This window comes from Brevundimonas sp., from assembly GCF_035627055.1.
Taxonomy (GTDB): domain Bacteria; phylum Pseudomonadota; class Alphaproteobacteria; order Caulobacterales; family Caulobacteraceae; genus Brevundimonas.
In genome coordinates, this window is the sequence record NZ_DASPMM010000018.1 from 168873 (window position 1) to 194025 (window position 25153).

Consider the following 25153-nt stretch of genomic DNA (forward strand, 5'->3'; position numbering starts at 1 on the left):
CGGCGCGACAGCCGACCCGGCCTGCTATAAGCAATCTTCTTCCCTGCTGCCTGCTGCCTGTTGCCTGCTGCCTCTCCCATGACCGACCCCCTCAGCCAATACCGCCCCAACGTCGGCGTCGTGCTGTTCCACCCGGACGGCCGGGTCTGGTACGGCCGTCGCGCCAATACGCCGGGGCCGCATAACTGGCAGTTCCCCCAGGGCGGAGTCGACGAGGGGGAGGACTACGAGGCCGCCGCCCGCCGCGAGCTGGCCGAGGAGACGGGCGTCACCTCCGCCGAACTTCTGGCCAGGACCGAGGAGTGGATCGCCTACGCCTTCCCGGCCGACTACGGCGGGAGCAAGCAGGCGCGCGGCTTCGCCGGCCAGAAGCAGAAATGGTTCGCCTTCCGCTTCACCGGCGACGAATCCGAAATCGACCTCGAAACCCACGGCGACATCGAGTTCGACGCCTGGCGCTGGGGTCGTCTCGACGAAGCCCCCGACCTCATCGTCCCCTTCAAGCGCAAGGCCTACGAACAGGTGGTCCAGGCGTTCGCGCCGCTGGTGGTCTGATCAGCCGACGCAGTTGCGCGGGCCGGCGCTGGTTTCGTGAACGTTGGCTCCGGTCTCGCCATTCGGAAAGACAAGGACGCTGACGACGGCGATCCGCCCCTCTCCCGAGGGAATGCAGGCGATGATCTTCCGGTTGCCATCCGCCGTTCCCGGCGCCGCCAGGACGACGCCTGCCCGCGTCCCGACCGCCGAGGCGACGGCCTCCACCAGGCCCGTTTCCGGCGTCCTTCCCAGCCACAGCCGACAGTGACGCATCGGGCGGGTGGTCAGCCGGCCGTCCAGCGTACGGGCCGAACGCCCGTCGATGACCTGCACCGTCGCACCGCCCCGGCGGAAGATCGGCCCCTGCGGCGGCGTGAACGGGTCCGGAAAGTTCCGGCTCCACCAGCCGCCGAGCCGCCGACCGACCTCATCCGCGTCGATGCCGTCGACCACGAAGGGGATGCAGGCCTCGCGCATCACGCGTTCGGTCATGACCAGCGGTTCGTCTCCCTCGCCGACGTGAGCGCAGGAGGACAGGGTCAGGGCCGCGGCCAAGCCGGCGGCGAGAGCGCGCCCGGCCATCATGGCCCGATGCAGCCCGTCGCCTTGAGCACCCGCCGGGTCGAGGCGGGATAGGTCTCCATCAGCCGCGCGGGCCGGACCGGCCGGGGAACGAAGCCGCCGCCGCAGTTGGGGCAGACGCCCTTCAGGGCCCCCTCCACGCACTCCGAGCAGAAGGTGCATTCGAAGGTGCAGATACGCGCGTCGGGGCTGTCGAACGGCAGGTCCCGGTCGCAGCATTCGCAGTTGGGTCTGAGTTCGAGCACGGGCGGTCTCCCTGCGGCCGAAGCTACACCGTCACTGTCCCGGCGCCAGCCGCATCATCACGATCCCGGCGATGATCAGCCCGGCCGCCAGCACGCGCCACAGGTTGACGTGCTCCTGCAGGAACACCACCCCGACGATGAAGGCCCCCACCGCGCCGATGCCGGTCCACACCGTATAGGCCGTGCCCATCGGCAGCGACCGCATGGCCAGCGACAGCAGGGCGAAGCTCACCCCCATGAAACCCAGCGTCGCCACGCTCGGCCACAGGCGGGTGAACCCGGCCGACTGTTTCATGAAATACGCCCAGACGACTTCCAGCAGTCCGGCGATGATCAGATACGTCCAGGCCACGCGCGGCCCTCCTCTCAAAGGGCCGGGCCGTCCCGGACTTCGTCCCGTCCGATGCTGGATCGGCGCGGGAGCGAGGACGTGGCCTCGTCTTGCGAACGGCTATCTAGGACTTGCGGCGCGGGGGTCAAGCGCCGCCGACGCGCAACAAAAAGCCGGCGACCGCGTGCGGCGCCGGCTTTTCAAGATTCCACGAGCGTGGGCCTTAGCCCGCCGCCACTTCCGAGGCCTGTTCGGCCAGGATGGTCAGGCCCGCCGGGGTGACGTCGGCGAAGCCGCCGTGCACCTCGAACTGGCGGCGCGAGCCGCCGTCCATGACCGTCACCACGCCTTCGCGCAGGGCGGTCATGAAGGGCGCGTGGTCGGCCAGGACGCCGAAATCGCCCTCGACGCCGGGCGCATCGACCTGGTCCACGAGGCCGGCGAAGACCTCGCGTTCAGGCGACACCAGCGAAAAGCTCAGCTTGCCGGCCATGATCAGGCTTCCGAAGCCATCTTCTCGGCCTTGGCGACGGCCTCTTCGATGGCGCCGACCATGTAGAAGGCGGCTTCCGGCAGGTGGTCGTATTCACCGGCCACGATGCCCTTGAACGAGCGGATCGTGTCTTCCAGCGAGACGAACTTGCCCGGCGAGTTGGTGAACTGCTCGGCCACGAAGAACGGCTGCGACAGGAAGCGCTGGATCTTGCGGGCGCGGGCCACGACCAGCTTGTCCTCTTCCGACAGCTCGTCCATGCCCAGGATGGCGATGATGTCCTTCAGCGCCTTGTACTGCTGCAGCACTTCCTGGACCGAACGGGCGACCTGGTAGTGCTCCTCGCCGATGACCAGCGGGTCCATGATCCGCGAGGTCGAGTCCAGCGGGTCCACGGCCGGGAAGATGGCCTGGGCGGCGATGTCGCGGCTCAGCACGGTGGTGGCGTCGAGGTGGGCGAACGAGGCGGCGGGCGCCGGGTCGGTCAGGTCGTCGGCGGGCACGTAGATGGCCTGGACCGAGGTGATCGAGCCCTTCTTGGTCGAGGTGATGCGCTCCTGCAGGTTGCCCATCTCGGTGGCCAGCGTCGGCTGATAGCCCACGGCCGACGGGATGCGGCCCAGCAGCGCCGACACTTCCGAGCCGGCCTGGGTGAAACGGAAGATGTTGTCGACGAACAGCAGCACGTCCTTGCCTTCCTCGTCGCGGAAGTACTCGGCCTGGGCCAGGCCGGTCAGGGCGACGCGGGCGCGGGCGCCGGGCGGCTCGTTCATCTGGCCGTAGACGAGGGCGCATTTGGAGCCCTCGGTCGAGCCGTTGTTCTTGGCCGGGTCCACGTTGACGTTGGACTCGATCATCTCGTGGTACAGGTCGTTGCCCTCGCGGGTGCGCTCGCCCACGCCGGCCAGAACCGAGTAACCGCCGTACGCCTTGGCGATGTTGTTGATCAGCTCCTGCATGGTCACGGTCTTGCCGACGCCCGCGCCGCCGAACAGGCCGATCTTGCCGCCCTTGGTGTAGGGGCAGATCAGGTCGATGACCTTGATCCCGGTGACGAGGATTTCCGACGACGTCGACTGCTCTTCGAACGACGGCGCCTCGCGGTGAATCGGGCGGTACATCTGGGTCTTGATCGGGCCGGCCTCGTCGATCGGCGCGCCGACGACGTTCATGATGCGGCCGAGGGTGCCCGGTCCGACCGGGGCCAGGATCGAGGTGCCGGTGTCGGTCACGGCCTGGCCGCGGGTCAGGCCCTCGGTGGTGTCCATGGCGATGGTGCGGACCATGTTCTCACCCAGGTGCTGGGCGACTTCCAGCACCAGGCGGAAGGGCTCGCCCGTCTTCTGGTCGACGTTGGTCGTTTCGAGCGCGTTCAGGATGGCCGGCAGCTGGCCCTCGAACTCGACGTCGACGACGGCGCCGATGACCTGGGCGATCTTGCCCACGCCGGTGCCGGCGGTGACCACGGCGTTGCCGGTGGCGGCGGCGGCCTTGGGAGCCTTGGGCGCGGCCGGCTTGCGGGTCGCGGTCTTCTTGGGAGCGGTGGTGTCGGTCATCGGTGCGGGTCCGTTGTCGTCTTGTGCGGTCAGGATCAGATCAGAGGGCTTCGGCGCCGGAGATGATCTCGATCAGCTCCTTGGTGATCTGCGCCTGGCGGGATCGGTTGTATTGCAGGGTGAGGGCGGAAATCATGTCGCCGGCGTTGCGCGTGGCCGCGTCCATGGCGCCCATCTGGGCCCCGTAGAAGCCGGCCTGGTTCTCGTAGAGCGAGGCCAGGATCTGGGTGGTGATGTTGCGCGGCAGCAGGGTGTCGAGGATCTCCTCCTCGGACGGTTCGTAGTCGTAGACCGCGCCGTTCAGGTTGATCGGCTCGGCGCCGCCCTCGACCACGGCCGGGATCAGCTGCTTGGCGGTCGGGACCTGCGAGATCACCGACTTGAACTGGCTGTAGAACAGGGTGACCACGTCGGCGCGCCCGTTCTCGAACTCGTCGGCGATCAGCTCGGCGATCGGCTGGGCCGAGGGCAGGCCGATGGTCTTGTGCTCCGACAGTTCGAAGGTGCGCACGATCCTGTCGCCGTACAGCCGGGTCAGCTGGTCGCGCGACTTGCGGCCCACGGCGATGACGCGGACGTCCTTGCCGGCGGCGATCAGGCCGTTGATGCGCTCGCGGGCGGCGCGGATGATGTTCGACGAGAAGCCGCCGGCGAGGCCCTTGTCGGACGAGGCCACCACGATCAGGTGGCGCTGGTCCGAGCCGGTGCCGGCGAGGAGCTTCGGCGCGCCCTCGCCCGAGACGCCGGCCGCCAGGTTGGCGATGACGGCCGCCATGCGCGAGGCGTAGGGCCGGGCCGCGACGGCCTGGTCCTGGGCGCGTTTCAGCTTGGCCGCGGCGACCATCTGCATGGCTTTCGTGATCTTCTGCGTGGCTTTCACGCTTCCGATCCGATTGCGCATTTCCTTGAGGCTGGCCATTCGGGCTGCTCTTTCTAGTCCCTACAGGTCAGGTCAGGCGAAGGTCTTGGCGAAGGCTTCGATGGCCGCCTTCAGCTCGGTTTCCAGCTCGGGCGTCAGCGCCTTCTTGGTGCGGATGCCGTCGAGGATCGAGGCGTGGCCCGAGTGCAGGCGGGCCAGCAGTTCGCTCTCGAAGCGCTGGATGTCGCCGATGGCCACATTGTCCAGGTAGCCGCGCGTGCCGGCGTAGACCGAGACGACCTGCTCCTCGACCGTCAGCGGCGAGTACTGCGGCTGCTTCAGCAGCTCGGTCAGGCGGGCGCCGCGGGCCAGCAGCTTCTGGGTCGAGGCGTCGAGGTCCGAACCGAACTTGGCGAAGGCGGCCATCTCCCGGTACTGGGCCAGCTCGCCCTTGATGGAGCCGGCGACCTGCTTCATCGCCTTGATCTGGGCCGAGGAGCCCACGCGCGACACCGAGATGCCGACGTTCACGGCCGGGCGGATGCCCTGGTAGAACAGGTCCGATTCCAGGAAGATCTGGCCGTCGGTGATCGAGATCACGTTGGTCGGGATGTAGGCCGACACGTCGTTGGCCTGGGTCTCGATCAGCGGCAGGGCGGTCATCGAGCCGGCGCCGTTGTCCTCGTTCAGCTTGGCCGAACGCTCCAGCAGGCGCGAGTGCAGGTAGAAGACGTCGCCCGGATAGGCTTCGCGGCCCGGCGGACGGCGCAGCAGCAGCGACATCTGGCGATAGGCCACGGCCTGCTTGGACAGGTCGTCATAGACGATCAGGGCGTGCATGCCGTTGTCGCGGAAGAACTCGCCCATGGCCGTGCCCGAGAACGGGGCCAGGAACTGCAGCGGGGCCGGCTCCGAGGCCGTGGCGGCGACGACGATGGTGTAGTCCAGGGCGCCGCGCTCCTCGAGCGTCTTGACGATCTGGGCCACGGTCGAGCGCTTCTGGCCGATGGCGACGTAGATGCAGTACAGCTTCTCGCCTTCCGACGTCGCGGCGGCGTTGGTGGCCTTCTGGTTCAGGATGGTGTCGACGGCCACGGCGGTCTTGCCGACCTGACGGTCGCCGATGATCAGCTCGCGCTGGCCGCGGCCGATCGGGATCAGGGTGTCGATGGCCTTCAGGCCGGTCTGCATCGGCTCGTGCACCGACTTCCGCGGGATGATGCCCGGAGCCTTGACGTCGACGCGGCGGCGCTCGGTGAACTGGATCGGGCCCTTGCCGTCGATCGGCTCGCCCAGCGGGTTGACGACGCGGCCCAGCAGGCCCTTGCCGACCGGCACGTCCACGATCTCGCCCAGACGGCGGACCTCGTCGCCCTCGGCGATCTGGCTGTCCGCGCCGAAGATCACCGCCCCGACGTTGTCGCGCTCGAGGTTCAGGGCCATGCCCTTCACGCCGGCCTTGGGGAATTCGATCATCTCGCCGGCCTGGACGTTGTCCAGACCGTGAATGCGGGCGATGCCGTCGCCGACCGACAGCACCTGGCCGACGTCCGAGACGTCCGCTTCCACGCCGAAATTGGCGATCTGCGACTTGAGGATGGCCGAGATTTCGGCGGCGCGGATGTCCATTTGGATCTCTCTGTCTTCGTCTCTTGGTGCGCCCCGGTCCTTGGGACCGGTCGCCGTCGTGGGTTAGGCGCGCTTGAGCGCGAATTTCATCTGGTCGAGCTTGGTCTTCAGCGAGGCGTCGAACAGCTTCGACCCCACCTTGACCTTCAGGCCGCCGAGGATCGACGGATCGACGCGGGCGGTCATTTCCGGGTCCTTGCCCAGCGAGGCGCGCAGGGCGGACTGGATGGATTTCATCTGGGCGGCGCTCAGGGCCTGGGCCGAAACCACCTCGGCGGCGACCACGCCCGTCTTCTTCGCATACAGCGCCTCGAAGCCGGCGATCACGCCCGGCAGGTCGCGCGAACGGCCGTTCTGGCCCAGCAGGCCGAGGAAGTTGCGCGTCACCCCGTTGAACTTCGCCGCGTCGGCGATGGCTGCGAGGCCCTTCTGCTGGTCCTCGGCGGCGATCACCGGCGAGGTGGCCAGACGGCGCAGGTCGGCGCTGTCGTTCCACGCGGCGCGCAGCGACTTGAGATCGGCGCGCACGGCGTCGAGGACGCCCGTCTCGTCAGCGAGGTCGAACAGCGCCTGTGCATAGCGCTCGCCGACTTCCGTCGTCCTGTAATCGTCAGCCACTGTATGGTCCGCGCGGGTTAGCGTTCGGGTTGACGACCGGCGGCGGGGTGCGCACCGGTCAAAGGCCTGAAATGCTTGAAGAAAGCACGCCGAAGAAACGTCTCGCGACGCACCCTCGGCCTAAGCCGGGCGCCTGATAGCACCGTAACCCCCCGACCGCAACCGAGGCGGTCCGCCGCAGCGGCTTCTCCTGCCGAGGGCGGCGTAACGACAATTGACGTGTCCCCGCGGGTCCGGAAGCCGAAGATCGCGGCATGACCCTCGCCCGCATCCTCCCCGCCGTCGCGGCCGCCTCTGTGCTGTCGCTCGCCTCCGCCGCGCTGGCCCACGACCCCGCCTCGTTCCGGGTGATGAGCTACAACATCCGCGTCGATGTCCCGACCGACAATCCGACCTGGCTTGAGCGCCGGCCGCACATGGCGGCCCAGATCGCCTTCTACGACCCCGACCTGCTCGGCGTGCAGGAGGCCCATTCGGCCATGGTCGGCTATCTGGCCGAACACCTGCCGGCCTGGGACCGCTACGGCGTCGGCCGCGACGATGGCGGACCCGTCGGAGAAACCACCACCCTGTTCTGGAAGCGCGACCGTTACGAGGCCCTGCGCACCGAGACCTTCTGGTGCTCCCCGACCCCGACCACGCCGTCGAAGGGCTGGGACGCCGCCTACCCGCGCACCGTCACCCGCGTCCTGCTGCGCGACCGCCGCGACGGCCGGCTGCTCGACGTGCGCAACGCCCATTTCGACCACGTCGGCGTCGTCGCCCGGGAGCAGTGCGCCGACCTGGTCTCCAGCCTCGCCCCGGCCGCCGCGGACGCCGACGTCGTGCTGATGGGCGACTTCAACACCGGGCCGCAGACCGCGCCGTATCGCCGCATCGTCGCCTCCGGCCTGCGCGACGCCCGGGCGATCAGCGCCGTCGACTTCGGCCCCGCCGGCACCTTCAACGCCTTCGACCTCGCCAGCGACAACGACGGCGTCGCCATCGACCACGTCTTTGTCGGTCCCGGCCTGGCGGTGGAGCGGTTCGGCGTCCTGACCGACTCCTTCGGCGGCCGCGTCATCTCGGACCATTTCCCGGTGGTGGCGGACCTGGTCCCGGCCGGGCGCTGAACAGGCGACCCCGCCGCGCCCGTCCGTCAGTGGGCGGCGCGCTTGCGCGGGATGAAATGCAGGATCGCCACGACCACGGCGCCGACCACGAGGCCCACCACCGCCGAGGCGGCGGCCGTCGCCAGCCAGCCGGTGACGGGGCCGATCAGCGGGACGCTTCCGGCGGCGTGCGCCAGACCCTCGATCAGCCCCGGCAGGGCGTCGAGGTGGTATTCATGCAGACCGTGGACGAGGATCCCTCCGCCGACCCACAGCATCGCCGCGGTGCCGATCGTCGCCAGTCCGCCCAGCACCATCGGCATGGCGTGGACCAGCCCGCGGCCCAGCGCCCGGGCCGAAGCGGAGCGGCGCTCGGCCAGATGCAGGCCGATGTCGTCCATCTTCACGATCAGGGCCACGGCGCCGTAGACCGCCACGGTGATCAGCAGGCCGACGATGGCCAGGGCCGCCGCCTGCGTCGCCAGCGGGCGCTCGGCCAGATCGGCCAGGGCGATGGCGGTGATCTCGGCCGACAGGATCAGGTCCGTGCGGATCGCCGAACCGACCATCTTCTTTTCCTGCTCTTCGGACGACAGGGCCAGTTCGTCAGGCGCCTTCTCGCCCTGACCATGTCCCGCCAGATTGCCCCACAGCTTCTCGGCCGCCTCGAAACACAGATAGGCGCCGCCCATCATCAGCAGCGGCGTGAGGGCCCAGGGCGCAAAGGCGCTGATCAGCAGCGCGCCCGGCATCAGGATCAGGAATTTGTTCTTCAGTGAGCCGACGGCGATCTTGCGGATGATGGGCAGTTCGCGCGCCGGCGAAAATCCCATCGCATAGCCCGGCGTCACCGCGGCGTCGTCGACCACGACCCCGGCGGCCTTCATGCTGGCGCGGCTGGCGGCGGCGGACACGTCGTCGACGGAGGCCGCCGCCATCTTGGCGATGGTGGCGACGTCATCGAGAAGGGCGGCAAGACCTGAGGGCACGCTTCACCTGACAGATAAATCCAGTTGCTTTCTGGCTAGGCGAGCCCGGCGACCGGGTCCAGAGGGGCCGGCGCGGCGCGGCGCCCTGACGCGCGCCGTCCCGGCCGAAAATTCTGGCGCGGTTTCCCCGGCTGCCGTATCCCGAACCCATGACCGAAATAACCGCACTCTTCGCCGATCCCGCCGCCTGGGCGGCCCTGGTCACCCTGGTGGTCATGGAGGTCGTGCTCGGCATCGACAATCTGATCTTCATCTCGATCCTGTCGAACAAGCTGCCGCCGGAGCACCGCCAGCGCACCCGCCGCATCGGCATCGCTCTGGCCCTGATTATGCGTCTCGGCCTGCTGGCCATGATCGGCTGGATCGTCGGTCTGACCCAGCCGGTCTTCGACCTCGGCCTCGACGGCGAGGGCTGGGACACCGCCTTCAGCTGGCGCGACCTGATCCTGATCGCCGGCGGCCTGTTCCTCGTCTGGAAGGCCACCAAGGAAATCCACCACGCCGTCGACACCACCCCCAGCGACGACATGCTGGAGAAGGACAAGGCCGGCGCCGTGATCAACAACGTCGGCTCCGCCATCGTTCAGATCATCCTGCTCGATCTGGTGTTCTCGATCGACTCCATCCTGACCGCGGTCGGCATGACCGATCACGTGCCGATCATGATGGTCGCCGTGGTCATCGCCGTCGCCGCCATGCTGTTCGCCTCCGACCCGCTTGGCGACTTCATCGACAAGAACCCCACCGTGGTCATGCTGGCCCTCGGCTTCCTGCTGATGATCGGGATGGTGCTGATCGCCGACGGCTTCGGCGTCCACGTGCCCAAGGGCTACATCTACGCCGCCATGGCCTTCTCGGCCCTGGTCGAGAGCCTCAACATGCTGGGCCGCCGCTCCGCCGCGAAGAAGGCCGCCGCCCTCGAGGCGAGGCAGGCGCAGCTCAACAAGGCCGAAACCGCCGAACCGGGGGTGTAGCGTGGGCGCGGCGGCTGTCCTCGCCGCCCTGCTGCTGGCCGCCGCGCCGGTCGCCGCCGCAGGTCCGGTCCGGACCCAGGCCGTCGAGCCGGTCTTCTACGGCTATCAAGTGGTGCGCGTGCGGCCGCACGACCGCGAGGCCTTCACCCAGGGCCTCGCCTATGTCGGCGGCATCCTGTTCGAGAGCACGGGCCGCTACCCCTCCACGGTCCGCCGGGTGCGGCTGGACGACGGCGTCGTCGAGCAGCGCGTCGAACTCTCGCCCGATCTTTTTGGCGAGGGCCTGACCGAGATCGACGGCCGGCTGATCACCCTGACCTGGCATGACGGCAAGGGCTTCGTCTGGAACGCCGCCGACCTGTCGCGGCTCGGCGAGTTTCCGCTGGAGGGCGAGGGCTGGGGCCTGACCGACGATGGACGGCGCCTGATCGTGTCGGACGGCACGCCGGTCCTCCGCTTTCTCGACCCCGCGACCATGACCGAGACCGGCCGGGTCCAGGTCACGTTCCGCGGCCGGCCGCTCCCCCGCCTGAACGAACTGGAGTGGATCGACGGCGAGGTCTGGGCCAACGTCTGGACCCAGGACGCCATCGTCCGCATCGACCCCGCGACCGGTGTTGTCACCGGCGTCGTCGACCTGACCGGGCTGCTCCCCGATCGCACCGGCATGCAGCCTGCCGACGATGTCCTGAACGGCATCGCCTGGGACTCCGCGGGCCGCCGCCTTTTCGTCACCGGCAAGAACTGGCCCAGCCTGTTTGAAATCAGGCTGACGGAAGCGCCGTAGCGCCCGACGCCCCTGCGAAAGCCGGAGGGGTGTGACGCTGTGCTGACAATCGGGCAATCCATAGTCGGGTTCAGCCGAATACCTCCCGGGTTTTCAGCCGCATCCCCTTTTCTCGCCTCCGCCTTCTGCGCACACCACGCCAAGACCGTATAATGGTCCGGTTCGCCGACGCCGCCGGTCTTTGACAATCGAACCCGCCAATCCGGCCGCTATGCACTCTACGGACGCTACGGACTCTACGGACGCTTCGGACCGTTTTTTCCGGGTTTCACCCGGGTAGAAACCTCTACAGGAAGCTGTACGGGTCCACGTCCACGTTGAGCCGCACGCTGGCCGGGACCTTCACCCGCGCCAGCCAGGCCCGCAGGAAGCCCTGCAGATCGACGTCCCGATCCGCCCGCACCAGCAGACGCTTCCTTCGCCGCCCCCGCACCAGCGCCAGCGGCGCGTCGGCCGGCCCATAGACCTCCAGCCGCTCGGCGTTGGGGATCGACCCCGCCAGTTCCCGGGCTGCCTTCTCCACCGCCGCCGCGTTCTCGCCCGACAGGATGATCGCGGCCAGTCGGCCATAGGGCGGCAGCACCGCCGCCTCGCGCTCCGCCATCTCGGCCTCGACGAAGGCGTCGCGGTCGCCCGCCGCCAGCGCCTGCAGCACCGGATGCTCCGGCGTCCAGGTCTGCAGGATGGCCCGCCCCGGCTTCTCCGCCCGCCCGGCCCGGCCCGTCGCCTGGGTCAGCAGCTGGAAGGTCCGCTCCGCCGCCCGCAGGTCGCCGCCCCTCAGGCCCAGGTCGGCGTCGACCACCCCGACCAGGGTCAGATGCGGGAAATTGTGCCCCTTGGCCGCCGCCTGGGTCGCCACCAGGATGTCGATCTCGCCCTCGGCCATCCGCTGGATCAGCGCCCGCGCCGACTTGCCGTCGGGCACGGTGTCCGAGCTGAACACCGCCGTCCGCGCCTGCGGGAACAGCTGGCGCACCTCCTCCTCGACCCGCTCCACCCCCGGCCCGACCGAGACCAGCGAATCCTCCGCCCCGCACGACGGGCAGTGCTTCGGCCGCATCATGGTGAAGCCGGTCAGGTGGCAGACCAGCCGCCCGGTGTAGCGATGCTCGACCAGCCAGCTGTCGGTGTCCGGCGCCGTCAGCCGGTGCCCGCAGGCGCGGCACAGCACCACCGGCGCATAGCCCCGGCGGTTCAGGAACAGCAGCGTCTGCTCGCCCCGCATCAGCGTCTCGCCGATCCCCTCCCGCAACGGCTGCGACAGCCAGGTCTGCGGATCCGGCGGGCTCTGCCTCAGGTCCAGCAGCGAAATCTGCGGCAGCACCGCCGCCCCGTGCCGCGCCTCCAGCTTCAGCCAGCCGTAGCGCCCGTGATGGGCGTTCCACAGCGTCTCCAGCGACGGCGTCGCCGAGGCCAGCACCACCGTCGCCGCCTCGATCCGCGCTCGCGCCACGGCCAGGTCGCGGCCGTGATAGACCAGCCCCTCCTCCTGTTTGAACGAGCCGTCGTGCTCCTCGTCGACCACGATCAGACGCAGGTTGGCATAGGGCAGGAACAGCGCCGACCGGGCCCCGACCACGATGTTGCAGCGCCCTGCGACCACCGCCTCCCAGACCTGCCGCCGCCGGGGCGGGGCCACCCCCGAATGCCACTCCGCCGGCGCCGCCCCGAACCGCGCCGCGATCCGCTCGATCAGGGCCTGGGTCAGGGCGATCTCCGGCAGCAGGATCAGCACCTGCGCCATCGGGTCGGCCTTCAGCGTCCGCGCCGCCGCCTCCAGATAGGCCTCGGTCTTGCCCGAGCCCGTCACCCCGTCCAGCAGGAAGGGCGCGAACCCGCCCCTGCCCGTCGCCTCGGCGATGGCCGCCGCCGCCGCCGCCTGATCGGCGTTCAGGGTCGCCGGGGCATGATCCGGGTCCGGGGCGTCGAAGGCCGCCATGGCCTCGATCTCCACCGCCTCCAGCACCCCCTCGTCGACCAGCCCCTTGACCACCCCCGACGACACCCCCGCCGCCCGCGCCAGGTCGGGCCCCGGCATGGCCCGCTCGCCCAGCGCCTCCAGCACCGCCGTCCGCGCCGCTGTCGGCCGCACCGGCCACCGGTCCGCCACCCGCCGCACCCGTCGCTCCGGCCGCGGCCGCGGCGCCCGCAGCCCCTTCAGCGCCGCCGAAGCCATCTCGCCCGGCGCGCTCAGCGTCCACCGCGCCGCCCATTCCACGAAATCCACCGTCCGCTCCGGCAGCCGCGGATCGTCCAGCCGCTGCTCCACCGCCTTGAGCCGCCGGTTCGACCCCGTGGTCTCGCGAACCTCCGCCACCACCCCGCGCATCAGCCTCGGCCCCAACGGCACGGCCACCTGATCGCCCCGCGCAAGGTCGAGCGCTTCCGGAACCTCGTAGTCGAAGGCCTCCGGCACCGGCAGCGGAATGAGAACGGAGGCGACTTTCACCGGCGGCCCCAAAGGGCTAGAAGCCCCGCCATGAAACTCTTCCTCGACACCGCCGACGTCGCCGTCATCAAGGACATGGTCCCCACCGGAATGGTGGACGGCGTCACCACCAATCCCTCGCTGATCGCCAAATCCGGTCGCAACATAGCCGAGGTCATCGCCGAGATTTGCGCCCTCGTCGAGGGCCCCATCTCCGCCGAGGCCGTGGCGACCGACTTCGAGACCATGGTCAAGGAAGGCGACAAGCTCGCCGCCATCGCCCCCAATGTCGTGGTCAAACTGCCCCTGACCTGGGACGGCCTGCGCGCCACCCGCGCCTTCGCCGACAAGGGGATCAAGACCAACGTCACCCTGTGCTTCTCGGCCGCCCAAGCCATGCTGGCCGCCAAGGCCGGCGCCACCTTCGTCTCGCCCTTCGTCGGCCGGCTTGAAGATCACGGCGCCGACGGCATCGGCCTGCTGGAGGAGATCCGGGTGCTCTACGACACCCACGACTTCACCACCGAAATCCTCGCCGCCAGCCTGCGCAACCCCGGCCACGTCTCGGCCGCGGCCGTCGCCGGCGCCGACGCCTCGACCATCCCGGCCGACGTTTTCAAGGCCCTGGTCAAGCACCCGTTAACCGACAAGGGGCTTGATGCCTTCCTTGCGGACTGGGGCAAGACGGGCCAGTCCATTCTCTAGATGACGCCTCGAGGAGAGGTCTGTGAGCGTATCGCCTGACCTCTCCGCCGACACCGCCGAGCCGCACTGGCCGGAAATCCGCGCCTGGCTGCAGGCCAACCCCCAGACCCTGCTGGACGACCGCTCCCTGCTTGAGGAGATCGGGCTCAAGCCGCACGGCCGCAACGTCGTCGAGTTCGGCCGCGCCGCCCTGACCCGCCTCGAGGAAGCCGCCGAGCGCGAAGCCGACGCCCGCAAGCGCATCGAGGCCGTCGCCCGCGCCAATTTCGCCGCCCAGACCCAGACCCACGTCGCGGCGCTGGACCTGATGGAGGCCCGCAACCCCTCCGACCTCGCCCGTCGCCTCGACGCCGCCTCGCAAGGCCGTTTCGGCCTCGCCGCCGCCGCCATCGCGCTGGAGAAACCCGGCGCCGTGCCCTTCGGCTGGAAGTCGCTCGAGGCCGGCGGCGTCGACAAGCTGCTCGGCGAGCACGGGCTCACCTGGCTGGGGCCCAATTTCGATGGGCTCAGCCTGTTCGGCGCCGCCGAGGCCGAGGTGAAATCCGTGGCCCTGATCCGCATGTCGCCCGTCTTCCCCGGCGACGACGCCGGCGCCCGCCCCGCCCTGTGCGCCTTCGGCTCGCCGGAAGAGGACGGCTTCACCCCGACCATGGGCTGCGAACTGGTCGCCTTCATCGCCCGGGTGGTCGAGCGCACGGCCGAACGATGGCCCATCCTCAGCTGACCGCCGACGAGGCGCTGGCCGCCTGGCTCGAACACCTCGCCCACGAGCGGCGGCTGTCGCCGCGCACCCTCGAGGCCTACGGACACATCGCTCGTCGCTACCTCGCCTTCCTGCAGGCGCACCGCGGCGAAGCGCAGGGCCTGCCCGACCTCGGAACCGTCACCCCAGCCGAGCTACGCGCCCACCTCGCCGAGCGCCGCTCCGGCGACAAGCCGCTCAACGCCCGCTCGATCAGCCAGAACCTGTCGGCGATCCGCACCTTTCACGCCTTCCTCGACCGTCGCTGCGGCGTGCCCGCGCCCCAGCTGGCTCTCGTCCGCGGCCCCCGGGCCAAGGCCTCCCTGCCCCGCCCCGTCACCGAAGACCAGGCCCGAGGCCTGATGCAGGAGCCCGGCGCCGACCCCGACGTCGAACCGTGGGAAGCCGCCCGTGACCGCGCCGTCCTGACCCTGCTCTATGGCTGCGGCCTGCGCATCTCCGAGGGCCTGTCCCTGACCCGCGCCGACGCCCCCCTGCCCGACGCCCTGCGCATCACCGGCAAGGGCGGCAAGACCCGGCTCGCCCCCGTGCTTCCCGCCGTCCGTCAGTCCGTCGACGCCTATCTCGCCCTGCAGCCCTTCCCGCTCACGCCCGGCGACGCCCTGTTCCGCGCCCGCCGCGGCGGCCCGCTCAGCCCGCGTCATGTCCAGGCCACGGTGCAGCGGCTGCGCGGCCGGCTGGGCCTGCCCGCCAGCGCCACGCCCCACGCCCTGCGCCACAGCTTCGCCACCCATCTGCTCGGGGCCGGGGCCGACCTGCGCTCGATCCAGGAACTGCTCGGCCACGCCAGCCTGTCGACGACCCAGAAATACACCGCCGTCGACGCCGCCCGCCTGCTCGACGCCTATGCATCGGCCCATCCCCGGGCCTAGACTGCTCCGGAGAACGCGGGGAGGCGGCTCTGACGGATGGTTCGATTGCGATCCTGAACCGGCGCGGCCTGATGCTGGGCGCGGCGGGCCTGCTCGGCGCCGGCCCAGCTTTCGCGCAGGACCCCGACGCCGCCGAGCCCCGTCTGCTGGCCAACCTGCTGACGCGGATGGCCCTGGGCGTGACCATCAACGGCCGCCGCGGCGCGGTCTTCGTGCTCGACACCGGGGCCGGTCGTACGGTGATCGCGGAGGACCTCGCCCAGGCCCGCGGCCTGCCGGCCCGCCCCTCGTTGCTGGTGCACGGGTTGACCGCCGCCCAGGTCGCGCCCTCGGTGCACATCGGCCGTCTCGGCGTCGGCGGGCGCCATATCCTCGATCTGCAGGCCCCGGTCTTCCCGCGCTCGGCGCTCGCCGCCGACGGACTGCTCGGGCTGGACGTGCTGGGCCGTTTCCGTCTCGATCTGAACATCGCCGCCCGCCGGGTCCTGCTGACTCCCTCCGGCCCGGACGTGGTCGCCCTCGGCTCGGCGGGCCACCGGGCGTCGCGGCTGCGTCGTCAGGAGCGACCGGCCCGGCACGGCCGGTTCGGCGCCCTGATCCTGACGGGCGCCGCGGAGGATCACCCGATCGACGTCTTCGTCGACACCGGGGCCCAGTACTCGATCGGCAACATGGCGCTGCTGGCGGCGGTCGGCGGCGACCCGGCCGGACTGGAGCGGACCACCGTCTACGGCGTCACCGGCCAGATCCTCGCCGCCGCCAGCGGCCAGGTTCGCGACCTGCGGCTCGGAAGCCATCGTCTGGGGCCGACGCCGCTGCTGTTCGCCGACCTGCACGCCTTCCAGGTGCTCGAGCTGATCGAGCGGCCAGCCCTGCTGATCGGCGCGGACCTCCTCTACCGCTTCCGCGAGGTGACGCTCGACTACGGCCGCTCCCGCATGGCCTTCCGCGGACTCAGGCCGCTCGGCTAGGCCTGCATCGTCCAGCCGTCGACCCCCATCGCCGCCTGTTTGACGGCTTCCGAGCGGGTCGGATGGGGATGGCAGATGCGGGCGATGTCCTCGGACGAGCCGCCGAAGGCCATGGCCACGCAGGCCTCGCCGATCATCTCGCCGGCCTGCGGGCCGAGGATGTGCACGCCGAGGACGCGGTCGGTTGCGGCGTCGGCGAGCACCTTCACGAAGCCCTCGGTCTCGTGATTGATCTTGGCCCGGCTGTTGGCGCTGAACGGGAATTTGCCGCTCTTGTAGGCGACGCCCGCCTCCTTCAGCTGGTCCTCGGTCTTGCCGACCCAGGCCACTTCCGGCGCGGTGTAGACCACGCTCGGCACCAGGTCGTAGTCGACGTGCCCGGCCTTGCCGGCGATCAGTTCGATGACCGCCACGGCGTCCTCTTCCGCCTTGTGCGCCAGCATCGGGCCGTGGGTCACGTCGCCGATCACCCAGACATTGTCGGCTGCCTTGAAGTGGTCATTGGCCACGAAGCCGCGCTTGTCGGCCTGCACGCCGACCGTCTCCAGACCCAGCCCGTCGGTGAACGGCCGCCGGCCAATGGCGACGAGCACAACGTCGCCCTTCAGCGTCTCGGCCGCACCGCCGGCGGCCGGCTCGACGGTCAGTTCGACGCCGTCCTTCGACGTCTTCGCCGCCGTGACCTTCGACGCCAGCTTGAAGCTCATCCCCTGCTTGGTCAGGGCGCGCTGGAAGGCCTTGGCCACCTCGCCGTCCATCCCGGGCGTGATGCGATCCAGGTATTCGACCACCGTCACCTGCGCGCCCAGCCGGCGCCACACCGAGCCCAGCTCCAGGCCGATGATCCCCGCGCCGATGACGATCAGCTGCTTCGGCACGGTCGGCAGCGACAGGGCCCCGGTGGAATCCACCACCTTGCCCGCCTCGAACGCCACGCCCGGCAGGGGCGTCGGCTCCGAGCCGGTGGCGATGACGATGTTCTTCGCCGCCAGCGTGCTCTTCGACCCGTCGGCGGAGGTCACCTCGACCTGCCCCGGCCCGGCGATCCGCCCGCGACCCTTCACCCACTCGACCTTGTTCTTCTTGAACAGGAACTCGATGCCCTTGGTCAGGGCGCCGACGCTGTCGGCCTTCTGGCCCATCATCTTCGCCAGGTTCAGTTTCGGCGTGCCGACCTCGATGCCGAGCGCCGGAAATTCCTTGATCGCCGCCTCGTACAGTTCCGACGCGTGCAGCAGCGCCTTCGACGGCATGCAGCCGACGTTCAGGCAGGTGCCGCCCAGGGTATCGCGCATCTCGACGCAGGCGGCCTTCAGCCCCAGCTGCCCGGCCCGGATGGCGGCGTTGTAGCCGCCCGGCCCGCCGCCGATGATGACGACATCGTAGGAAGCGGCTTCGGCCATGGGGTCTCTCGTTTCAGTGGGCGCGGGGGGAGCGCGCGGAACCTAGCGGCGCGCCGGGGCGCGTCAACCGTCGGAACCGATATAGGCGCTTCGGCGCCCGCGACGAGAGCCTAGTAGGCGAACTGGCCCGGGGTGCGCGCGCGGCGGATGCGGCGGCCGGCGATCATGACCAGCACGCCCAGCACGACCAGTGCGCCGAGAGTGAGCCAGAGAGGGTCCATAGGCAGACTGGACGCCGACTCCGGCGCCGCCATCGTCGCGGGACCGGAACGGGCCTCCTCCCCGCCCCGCTCGTCCAGCGCCAGACGGAGAGCGGCGTCGGCGAGGAAGGCCAGCAGATAGGCGAAGGCGGCCTTGGAATTCCCGGCCCCGAGCATCAAGGCCGAGATCACGTACAGGGCGATCGCTCCGACCCACAGCGCCCACGAGGGAAGGAAGCCGAACAGCAACCCGGCGTCCGCGCCTCCGGCCTCGGCGCGCATGGCGGCCACGCTCGGCGCGGCGCCTTCGATCAGGGGCGAGAGGAACGGCCACGCCAGCCAGCCGGCGTAGGCCAGGACCACCAGCACCACGAGGAAACGCAACAGCTTCATGATCGACCCTCCCACGGACCGTTAATCATTCTACACCGCCTCGGCCGCGGCGCCAGCAGTTGCTCGGATCAGGCGATCGCGGCCGGCAGGGTGATCGAAACCTCGGCCCCCCGGCCCGGCTCGCTGTCGATCGAGAGGACGCCGCCGGCCTGCCGCGCAAAGGCGTAGGCCTGCGACAGCCCCAGGCCCGCCGCGCCCTCGCGGGTGGTGAAGAAGGGCTCGACCGCCCGGGCGGCGAGGTCACGGTCCATGCCGGGGCCGCTGTCGCGGACGCTGAGACGCAGACCGCCCTCCATCAGGGTTTCCATGCGCACGGCGACCGAGCCCTGTCCGTCGACGGCCTCGACCGCGTTGCGGGTCAGCGCCTTGACCGCTCCCTCGAAGGCCACGGGATCGATCCGCGCCGGTGCGGCCTCGGCCGGGCCCTCGATCATCAGGTCGACGCCGGGGCCGGCCAGTTCCCGCAGACGGCTCTCCAGACCCCGCAGCAGGATCCCCGCGTCCATCACGCGCAGCACCGGCTCGTCGTCGCCTTGCGAAAAGGCCGTCAACCGCCGGGTCAGCAGTTCGCCCTTCTGCCCCGCCGCCAGGGCGGCCTGGCCGATACGGCGCACGCGGGCCGGGTCGTCGGCCTGGCGCAGCATCATGTCCAGTGCGCCGGTCATGACCCCGAGCACGGCGTTGAAGTCGTGCGCCAGCCCGCCGGTCAGGCGGCCGACGCTCTCCATCCGGCGTCCGCCCTGCAACTCCGCCTCGGCCTCGGCGCGGACCCGTTCGGCGGCGGCCCGGACCTGATCGGCCTCGGCGCGGGCGGCGGCGGCGGCGGCCAGCGCTTCGGCGGCGGCGGCGCGGGCGGCGTCGGCCTCCGCTCGAAGGGACTCGTCGGTCACAGAATCCGACGTCGGCGCGTCAGGGTCGTTGATGGCCTCGGGATTGGCGACCTCCACCACCGCAGGGGAGGGATCCGCGCGCTCTCCCGCCAGCAGCAGGGCGTCCACCCGATCCTCGGCGTCGGTCAGGGGCAGCATGGACCACCGGATGCCCTCGGCGGCGCCGCGGCGCGACAGGATCAGCTCGGCCTCGCCGGCCGGCGCCGCCAGACCGGCGCGCAGGGACTGACGGCCTTCGACCCGCTCGTCCTCGTCGAGGAACAGGTCGGCGAAATCGCCCTCGGCGCTGTCGCGGCCCAGGACCAGCAGCGCCGTGCGGTTGGCTTCGCGCACGCGGCCGTCCGCGCCGACCACGACCAGGGCGCTGGAGGCCGCATCGAACACCCGGCGCGTCAGGTCGTCGGAGGGCGCCGCGAACTCGGGCGTCGCCGGTTCGGGAGTCATCAGGCCCTCGGTCTCGACGATGGCGGCCGTCGAGCCGGTGATCTGGCCCAGCTCGTTCTCGATCGGCATGGCGGTGACCGAGACCAGCATCTTGCGGCGCGCGGCGGGATTGGCGAGCAGGTGCTGGAAACCCCTGACCGTCTGCCCCCTCAGGGCGCGGGCGCTGGGCAGCAGGTCGGGCGGAATGGGCCGGCCGTCAGGAAAGGTGATGCCCCAGGTCGCTGAGTGGAAGCGCAGGCCGATCAGCTCGGCGTCGCGGCGGCCGAGCAGCTGGTGGGCGGCGCGGTTGGCGAAGACGAACTTGCCCTGCCGGTCGGTTTCGACCAGCGCCACGGGGATGGCGTTCAGCGTCTCGAACAGCCGCTTCTGGGAATCCTCGGCCACGCGCTGCACCAGATCCAGCTGATCGGAGGCGTTGACGTGGCGCGACCGGTTGGTCGCGGCCAGCCACAGGCCGATCAGGCCGATGATCCAGCCCACGGCCGCAAGACCGCCCAGAACCCAAACCCAGTTGACCTGGCCTTCCAGAAACATGCGCCCCGAGTGTCCCGTTCTGGCGCCCCGCGGCGCCCTTCCCCGGATACCCTGCAAAGGGCGAACCGGAACAGCCCCCTTTCCCCGACAAGGCGACTGGATCGCACGCGGCTCCGGACGGGACGGCGGCGCCGGTCAGGCGGCCGGCGTCCCCGCGTCTTTCGCCGCCCGCAGGCGCCCCGCCCGGCGCCGGTCCATGACGGCGAAGGCCCAGACGCCGAACGGGATCAGCCAGTAGGTCACGCCGGGGGCCCATGGCGCGGCGCGAAGCAGCGGCGTCAGCGCCAGGGCCGACGAGCCCACGCCCGTAGCGGCGGCGAGGAGCCAGGTCCGCGTCCAGGAGTTCGCCTCGATCCGGCGCGGGTCGCCGGCCTCCAGTCCGGTTTCGGCGTGACGGAACAACAGCGCGTACAGCAGCGCCAGCGTGGAGAAGCCCAGTCCGTAGATGGCGTAGATCCAGCCCAGCTGGCCGAAGCTGGCGATCAGGTCGCCGCCGGGCAGCAGGCCGCCGGACATGAAATGCACCGCCGACTCGGTCAGCAGCCGGAGCGGGAAGACGAAGACCAGCACCGAGAACACCACGGCGAGGCTGAGCAGCGTCGCCCTGCCGTCGCGTCTCGGCCCCAACGCCGACCACGCCCTGTGCGCCAGCCAGAACAGGATGATCAGCGCAAACCCGGCGAGGAAGGCCGGGATGCGCGCCAGGGCGCGCAACAGATCGTCGAACGACCTCAGCGGTTCGCCGCCGGCGATGATCAGCAAGGAGACCGCGAAGGCGAAGGCGGCGTCGACGAAGGCGTCAAGACGTTTGGCCTCCGCAGGGCCCGGCCGGCCGCTCGTCCTGTCCATGTCGTACATCGCCACCTCCCGACCCGGCCGAACGGTGATCGATTTGGACGGCGGGATCAACGGCCCGTGAGGGCGCCCGGGGCCTGAAAAGCAAGAAAGCCCGGTCGCGCGGACCGGGCTTCCTGGATCGACTGGAGCGGGCGAAGAGATTCGAACTCTCGACCCCAACCTTGGCAAGGTTGTGCTCTACCACTGAGCTACGCCCGCACTTCAGTCGGAGGCGGGCGTATAGCGGAGCGGCCCCGAACCCCGCAAGTCCCCCTCGCAGAAATTACGCAAGATCGCGCTCAGGCAGCGAGCCGCCGCGCGGCGAGGCGTCGCGCCCCGGCTCCTCGCGTCAGCGCGGCGCCAGACGGATCGCGCCATCCAGACGGACGCATTCGCCGTTGATGTAGACGTTGCGGGCCAGTTCCAGCACCAGCGAGGCGTAGTCGGCCGGCGTGCCCAGCCGGCTGGGGAACGGGATGGCGGCGGCCAGGGCGTCCTGGATCTTCTGGTCCATGCCGGCCATCATCGGCGTCCACATGATGCCGGGCAGGATGGTGTTGCAGCGCACCCCCTCCTGCGCCAGGTCGCGGGCGACTGGCAGGGTCATGGCGTAGACGCCGCCCTTGGAGGCCGAATAGGCGGCCTGGCCGATCTGGCCGTCCTGGGCCGCCACCGAGGCGGTGTTGACGATCAGGCCGCGCTCGCCGTCGGCCATCGGCTCCAGCGTGACCATGCCCGCCGCCGACTGGCTCAGCACGCGGAAGGTGCCGAACAGGTTGACCCGCACGGTTCTCTCGAACTGGGCCATGTCGTGGGCGCGGATTTCGCCGGTGTCCTTCTTGCGCGCCACCGTCTTCATGCCGGTGGCGATGCCGGCGCAATTGACGGTCAGCCGCTCCTGCCCGTGCGCCGCGCGCGCCTTCTCGAAGGCCGCGGCGACCGAGGCGTCGTCGGTGACGTCGACCTTGCAGAACACGCCCCCGATCTCGGCCGCGATACGCTCGCCGGCCTCCTCGTTGAGATCGAACAGGGCCACCCTGGCGCCCGTCGCCGCGATGGCCCGCGCCGTACCCTCGCCCAGGCCCGAGGCCCCGCCCGTCACCACCGCCGCGATCGAACCGTCGAGTTTCATGGCCGCAGCCCCTATGTTTGTCGTGAACCTGAAAACGTCGCGGGGATTTAGCCGCCATGACCGCCAAAGCCAAACCCGCGTCGGGGCCGTTGCAGCCCGAGGAGGCGCTCGACCCGTCGCGCGCTCTCGTTCCCTCGGTCCAGCGGGTCAATGAGATGCGGGTGAGCAAGGGCTTCTGGCCCAAGATCCGGCGCACCGCGGCCCGCATCCCGTTCGCGAAACAGGTGGTCAGCGTCTGGTATTCCGCCCGCGACCCCGAGACGCCGATGGCGGCCAAAGGGATCATGATGGGCGGGCTGGCCTATTTCGTCCTGCCCATCGACGCCATCCCGGACATCTTCGCCGGCATCGGCTTCACCGACGACGCGGCGGTCATCACCGCCCTGATCGCCACCCTCGGCGCCAACATCAAACGCCGCCACAAGGAGCAGGCCGAGGCGGCGCTGGAACGGCTGCGGGCGGACTAGCCCTCGACCGTCACCACCACCTTGCCCATCACCGAGCGATCGCCCAGCGCCTTGATGGCCTCATGGGCGTGCTCCAGCGGGAAGGTGCGGCTGATGCGCGGCTTGATCCTGCCCTCGCTCCAGAAGCGGAACAGGTCGGCCATGTTGGCCACATGGGCGGCCGGATCGCGCATCACGGCCGCGCCCCAGAACACCCCGATCACCGACACCGACTTCAGCAGCGTCAGGTTCAGCGGCAGGGCCGGAATCCCCGCCGGGAAGCCGACCACCAGATAGCGGCCGTTCCAGTCCATGGCCCGCAGCGCCGGCTCGCAATAGTCGCCGCCGACCGCGTCATAGACCACGTCCGCCCCGTCGCGGCCCGAGGCCAGCTTGAACTCGCCCGACAGTTCCTTCTGGGCCGCCTTGTCCATCTTGCCGGACGGATAGATCAGGCCGTTGTCAGCCCCCGCCTCCAGCGCGAACTGGACCTTGTCGTTGGTCGAGGCGGCGGCGATCACATGCGCCCCCATGGCCTTGCCCAGTTCGACCGCGGCCACGCCGACTCCGCCCGCCGCGCCCAGCACCAGCAGGCTCTCGCCCGCCTTGAGCTGCGCCCGGTCCTTCAGCGCGTAGTAGGACGTGCCATAGGTCATCACCAGCGCCGCGGCGGTCTCGAAATCCATGCCCTCGGGGATCTTCATCACCGAGCTCGCCGGGACCGCAAGCCGCTCGACCATGCCGCCCCAGCCGGGCACGGCGATGACCCGGTCGCCCTTGCGCACGCCGGTGACGCCCTCGCCGACCGCCTCGACCACGCCCGAGACCTCGCCGCCGGGCGAGAAGGGCCGCTGCGGCTTGAACTGGTACCGGTCCTCGATGATCAGGGTGTCGGGGAAGTTGACCCCGATGGCCCGCACGTCGATCACCACCTCGCCCTTCATCGGACGGGGGTCCATGACCTCCTCGACCACCAGGGTTTCGGGGCCGCCGGGGGCCTTTGACAGGACTGCGCGCATGAAAACTTCTTTCGGCCGGGACCGCCGCCCCCGTGGCGCGCGTTCGTCGGGGACGCTAATCAGCCCCACGCCCGTTTGGAAGGGCGATCCGGAGACGAAGCAGGCATGACGGCCCTCATCCTTCACGGCGGCGCAGGCGCCCGGCGCGGCACGGACTACAGCCGCGAGGCCGCGCACATGCGCGAGGTGGTGGAGGCGATGAAGGCCCGGCTCGACGCCGGCGCCGCCGCCCTCGACGTCGTGGTCGAGGCCACGGTGATGCTCGAGGACTCCGGCCTCTATGTCGCGGGGCGCGGGGCCAGCCCGAACCTCGCCGGGGCCTATGAGCTCGACGCCAGCCTGATGGACGGGACCACCCGCGAGGCCGGCGCGGTCGCCGCCCTGCAGGGCTTCCGCAATCCCGTCCGCGTCGCCCGCGCGGTGATGCAGCACACGCCGCACGTCATGCTCGCCGGCGAGGGCGCCGCCCTGTTCGCCGCCGAACAGGGCATGGAGGCCATCGGCGACGAACCCGCCTGGTTCACCCACGCCGGCCAGAGCGACGACAACCATCCGCCCAGGGGCAGGCTCTCGCACGGCACCGTCGGCTGCTGCGCGCTGGACCGGGAGGGCCGGCTCGCCGCCGCCACCTCGACCGCCGGCGTGTTCGGCAAGATGCCCGGCCGGGTCGGCGACACGCCCCTGCCGGGCGCCGGCAGCTGGGCCGACGACCGCGTGGCGGTCTCCTCGACCGGCACCGGCGAGTATTTCATCCGCGCCGTGGCCGCCGCCCAGATCGCCTGGCGCGTCGGCGCCGGCCAGTCTCTGGCCGAGGCGGCGCAGGCGGTCATCGACGACGTCGGCGGCATGGGCGGCGACGGCGGCCTGATCGCCCTCGACCGCGACGGAAACATCGCCCAGCCCTACAACAGCCAGGGCATGAAGCGGGCCTGGCTGACGTCCGGGGGCGAGATCGGGGTCGAGGTGTTCGGGCGCTAGACCGCACCGCCTAACCCCGATCTGACTCAGGGCGAGCGCGCTTGATCCGCCGTTCACCCGCCGGTCACGTCATTTCCACCTGACGTGGATCCCCTGGAACTAGCTGGCGGCGGCCCGCCGCGTGAAGCCGCCCCCTAGTTTCCCTGCCTCAGGGACCGGTCGACCGCGCTATTCAGGCTGGCCCTGGCGAGGCTCCGGTTGCCCTCGTGCCGGAAACCCCGCTCGCATCGATAATCCTGCCGGGCGTCGCCGGTCTGACGACCGGTGGGGATCAGCTCGTCCCCGGGACCCGCGCATCGCTCGGTCCGCTCGGCCAGGGTCAACGGCTCAGCCGTGGTGCTGCAGGCGCCAAGGACGAGCATGCCCCCGGCCAGCAGAATGGAAGTGATGGAAACACGCATAGATCGTCCTCCAGACGCGGCCGGAAGACGGCGTCAGCCCGAGTAC

General features: G+C 70.4%; 27 protein-coding genes and 1 tRNA gene. 10 read left to right on the plus strand and 18 right to left on the minus strand.

Annotated features, from left to right (window positions below):
- Nucleotides 1-78 precede the first annotated feature (78 nt).
- Nucleotides 79-555: an RNA pyrophosphohydrolase gene (locus VEA98_RS09095; protein WP_324813237.1), complete on the plus strand. Its 477-nt coding sequence runs from the start codon at nt 79-81 to the stop codon at nt 553-555.
- On the opposite strand, the gene VEA98_RS09100 is transcribed toward VEA98_RS09095, so the two are convergent.
- The 8 genes from VEA98_RS09100 to VEA98_RS09135 form a co-directional block, all read right to left on the minus strand.
- Nucleotides 556-1122, minus strand: coding sequence for a hypothetical protein (locus VEA98_RS09100; protein ID WP_324813239.1), 567 nt, complete (start codon nt 1120-1122; stop codon nt 556-558).
- Entirely contained in the window at nt 1119-1364 is a 246-nt protein-coding gene (locus VEA98_RS09105; protein WP_324813241.1) for a DUF1272 domain-containing protein, read from the minus strand. The genes VEA98_RS09100 and VEA98_RS09105 overlap by 4 nt, the downstream gene beginning before the upstream one ends.
- Before the next feature lie 31 nt (nt 1365-1395).
- Entirely contained in the window at nt 1396-1716 is a 321-nt protein-coding gene (locus VEA98_RS09110; RefSeq protein WP_324813244.1) for a multidrug efflux SMR transporter, read from the minus strand.
- Nucleotides 1717-1918: 202 nt separating this feature from the next.
- Entirely contained in the window at nt 1919-2188 is a 270-nt protein-coding gene (locus VEA98_RS09115) for an ATP synthase F1 subunit epsilon (RefSeq protein ID WP_324813247.1), read from the minus strand.
- Between the two features lie 2 nt (nt 2189-2190).
- On the minus strand, nt 2191-3744 hold the full coding sequence (gene atpD / locus VEA98_RS09120; RefSeq protein ID WP_324813250.1) for a F0F1 ATP synthase subunit beta: 1554 nt from the start codon (nt 3742-3744) through the stop codon (nt 2191-2193).
- A gap of 40 nt (nt 3745-3784) precedes the next feature.
- Nucleotides 3785-4663: a F0F1 ATP synthase subunit gamma gene (locus tag VEA98_RS09125; RefSeq protein WP_324813253.1), complete on the minus strand. Its 879-nt coding sequence runs from the start codon at nt 4661-4663 to the stop codon at nt 3785-3787.
- A 33-nt stretch (nt 4664-4696) separates the two neighbouring features.
- Nucleotides 4697-6232: a F0F1 ATP synthase subunit alpha gene (atpA, locus tag VEA98_RS09130; protein WP_324813256.1), complete on the minus strand. Its 1536-nt coding sequence runs from the start codon at nt 6230-6232 to the stop codon at nt 4697-4699.
- Nucleotides 6233-6295: 63 nt separating this feature from the next.
- Nucleotides 6296-6850, minus strand: a complete 555-nt coding sequence (locus VEA98_RS09135) for a F0F1 ATP synthase subunit delta (protein ID WP_324813258.1) — start codon at nt 6848-6850, stop codon at nt 6296-6298.
- A 254-nt stretch (nt 6851-7104) separates the two neighbouring features.
- On the opposite strand from VEA98_RS09135, the gene VEA98_RS09140 reads away from it, so the two are divergent.
- Nucleotides 7105-7962 carry an endonuclease/exonuclease/phosphatase family protein gene (locus VEA98_RS09140; protein WP_324813260.1) on the plus strand — a complete coding sequence of 286 codons (858 nt, stop codon included), beginning with the start codon at nt 7105-7107 and terminating at the stop codon, nt 7960-7962.
- 26 nt (nt 7963-7988) lie between these two features.
- Here the strand turns inward: VEA98_RS09140 and VEA98_RS09145 are convergent, their stop codons facing one another.
- Nucleotides 7989-8930 carry a DUF808 domain-containing protein gene (locus VEA98_RS09145; RefSeq protein WP_324813262.1) on the minus strand — a complete coding sequence of 314 codons (942 nt, stop codon included), beginning with the start codon at nt 8928-8930 and terminating at the stop codon, nt 7989-7991.
- Between the two features lie 149 nt (nt 8931-9079).
- Here VEA98_RS09145 and VEA98_RS09150 point away from each other — a divergent pair, with 149 nt between their 5' ends.
- Nucleotides 9080-9904: a TerC family protein gene (locus VEA98_RS09150; protein ID WP_324813265.1), complete on the plus strand. Its 825-nt coding sequence runs from the start codon at nt 9080-9082 to the stop codon at nt 9902-9904.
- Between the two features lies 1 nt (nt 9905).
- The gene (locus VEA98_RS09155) at nt 9906-10691 is read left to right on the plus strand and encodes a glutaminyl-peptide cyclotransferase (RefSeq protein ID WP_324813268.1); all 786 of its coding nucleotides are present in this window, start codon (nt 9906-9908) and stop codon (nt 10689-10691) included.
- 286 nt (nt 10692-10977) lie between these two features.
- Here the strand turns inward: VEA98_RS09155 and VEA98_RS09160 are convergent, their stop codons facing one another.
- Nucleotides 10978-13140, minus strand: a complete 2163-nt coding sequence (locus tag VEA98_RS09160; RefSeq protein WP_324813270.1) for a primosomal protein N' — start codon at nt 13138-13140, stop codon at nt 10978-10980.
- Between the two features lie 30 nt (nt 13141-13170).
- Between VEA98_RS09160 and fsa the strand changes: the two genes are divergently transcribed.
- The 4 genes from fsa to VEA98_RS09180 all read left to right on the plus strand — a co-directional run bounded on the left by fsa (nt 13171) and on the right by VEA98_RS09180 (nt 16430).
- Nucleotides 13171-13824: a fructose-6-phosphate aldolase gene (gene fsa, locus VEA98_RS09165; protein ID WP_324813274.1), complete on the plus strand. Its 654-nt coding sequence runs from the start codon at nt 13171-13173 to the stop codon at nt 13822-13824.
- 22 nt (nt 13825-13846) lie between these two features.
- Entirely contained in the window at nt 13847-14548 is a 702-nt protein-coding gene (locus VEA98_RS09170; RefSeq protein ID WP_324813278.1) for a DUF484 family protein, read from the plus strand.
- Nucleotides 14530-15459: a tyrosine recombinase XerC gene (locus VEA98_RS09175; RefSeq protein ID WP_324813282.1), complete on the plus strand. Its 930-nt coding sequence runs from the start codon at nt 14530-14532 to the stop codon at nt 15457-15459. Before VEA98_RS09170 ends, VEA98_RS09175 begins: the two co-directional genes overlap by 19 nt.
- 71 nt (nt 15460-15530) lie before the next feature.
- On the plus strand, nt 15531-16430 hold the full coding sequence (locus tag VEA98_RS09180) for a retroviral-like aspartic protease family protein (RefSeq protein WP_324813285.1): 900 nt from the start codon (nt 15531-15533) through the stop codon (nt 16428-16430).
- Here the strand turns inward: VEA98_RS09180 and lpdA are convergent.
- From lpdA to VEA98_RS09210, 6 genes are all read right to left on the minus strand, one after another.
- On the minus strand, nt 16427-17833 hold the full coding sequence (lpdA, locus tag VEA98_RS09185; protein WP_324813287.1) for a dihydrolipoyl dehydrogenase: 1407 nt from the start codon (nt 17831-17833) through the stop codon (nt 16427-16429). The two genes, VEA98_RS09180 and lpdA, sit on opposite strands and share 4 nt — an antisense overlap.
- A gap of 110 nt (nt 17834-17943) precedes the next feature.
- Nucleotides 17944-18426, minus strand: coding sequence for a hypothetical protein (locus VEA98_RS09190; RefSeq protein WP_324813289.1), 483 nt, complete (start codon nt 18424-18426; stop codon nt 17944-17946).
- Nucleotides 18427-18494: 68 nt separating this feature from the next.
- Nucleotides 18495-20294: a PAS domain-containing sensor histidine kinase gene (locus VEA98_RS09195; RefSeq protein WP_324813291.1), complete on the minus strand. Its 1800-nt coding sequence runs from the start codon at nt 20292-20294 to the stop codon at nt 18495-18497.
- A 135-nt stretch (nt 20295-20429) separates the two neighbouring features.
- The gene (locus tag VEA98_RS09200; RefSeq protein WP_324813295.1) at nt 20430-21152 is read right to left on the minus strand and encodes a TMEM175 family protein; all 723 of its coding nucleotides are present in this window, start codon (nt 21150-21152) and stop codon (nt 20430-20432) included.
- A gap of 123 nt (nt 21153-21275) precedes the next feature.
- Nucleotides 21276-21350 (minus strand) — tRNA-Gly (locus VEA98_RS09205).
- Nucleotides 21351-21480: 130 nt separating this feature from the next.
- Nucleotides 21481-22263, minus strand: coding sequence for an SDR family NAD(P)-dependent oxidoreductase (locus tag VEA98_RS09210; protein WP_324813298.1), 783 nt, complete (start codon nt 22261-22263; stop codon nt 21481-21483).
- Between the two features lie 56 nt (nt 22264-22319).
- Between VEA98_RS09210 and VEA98_RS09215 the strand changes: the two genes are divergently transcribed.
- The gene (locus VEA98_RS09215) at nt 22320-22730 is read left to right on the plus strand and encodes a YkvA family protein (RefSeq protein WP_324813301.1); all 411 of its coding nucleotides are present in this window, start codon (nt 22320-22322) and stop codon (nt 22728-22730) included.
- On the opposite strand, the gene VEA98_RS09220 is transcribed toward VEA98_RS09215, so the two are convergent.
- The gene (locus VEA98_RS09220) at nt 22727-23728 is read right to left on the minus strand and encodes an NADPH:quinone oxidoreductase family protein (RefSeq protein ID WP_324813303.1); all 1002 of its coding nucleotides are present in this window, start codon (nt 23726-23728) and stop codon (nt 22727-22729) included. The two genes, VEA98_RS09215 and VEA98_RS09220, sit on opposite strands and share 4 nt — an antisense overlap.
- Nucleotides 23729-23833: 105 nt before the next feature.
- Here VEA98_RS09220 and VEA98_RS09225 point away from each other — a divergent pair, with 105 nt between their 5' ends.
- Nucleotides 23834-24706: an isoaspartyl peptidase/L-asparaginase gene (locus VEA98_RS09225; protein ID WP_324813306.1), complete on the plus strand. Its 873-nt coding sequence runs from the start codon at nt 23834-23836 to the stop codon at nt 24704-24706.
- Between the two features lie 134 nt (nt 24707-24840).
- Here the strand turns inward: VEA98_RS09225 and VEA98_RS09230 are convergent, their stop codons facing one another.
- A complete protein-coding gene (locus tag VEA98_RS09230; RefSeq protein ID WP_324813310.1) occupies nt 24841-25107 on the minus strand; it encodes a hypothetical protein in 267 nt (88 codons plus the stop codon).
- Between the last annotated feature and the right edge of the window lie 46 nt (nt 25108-25153).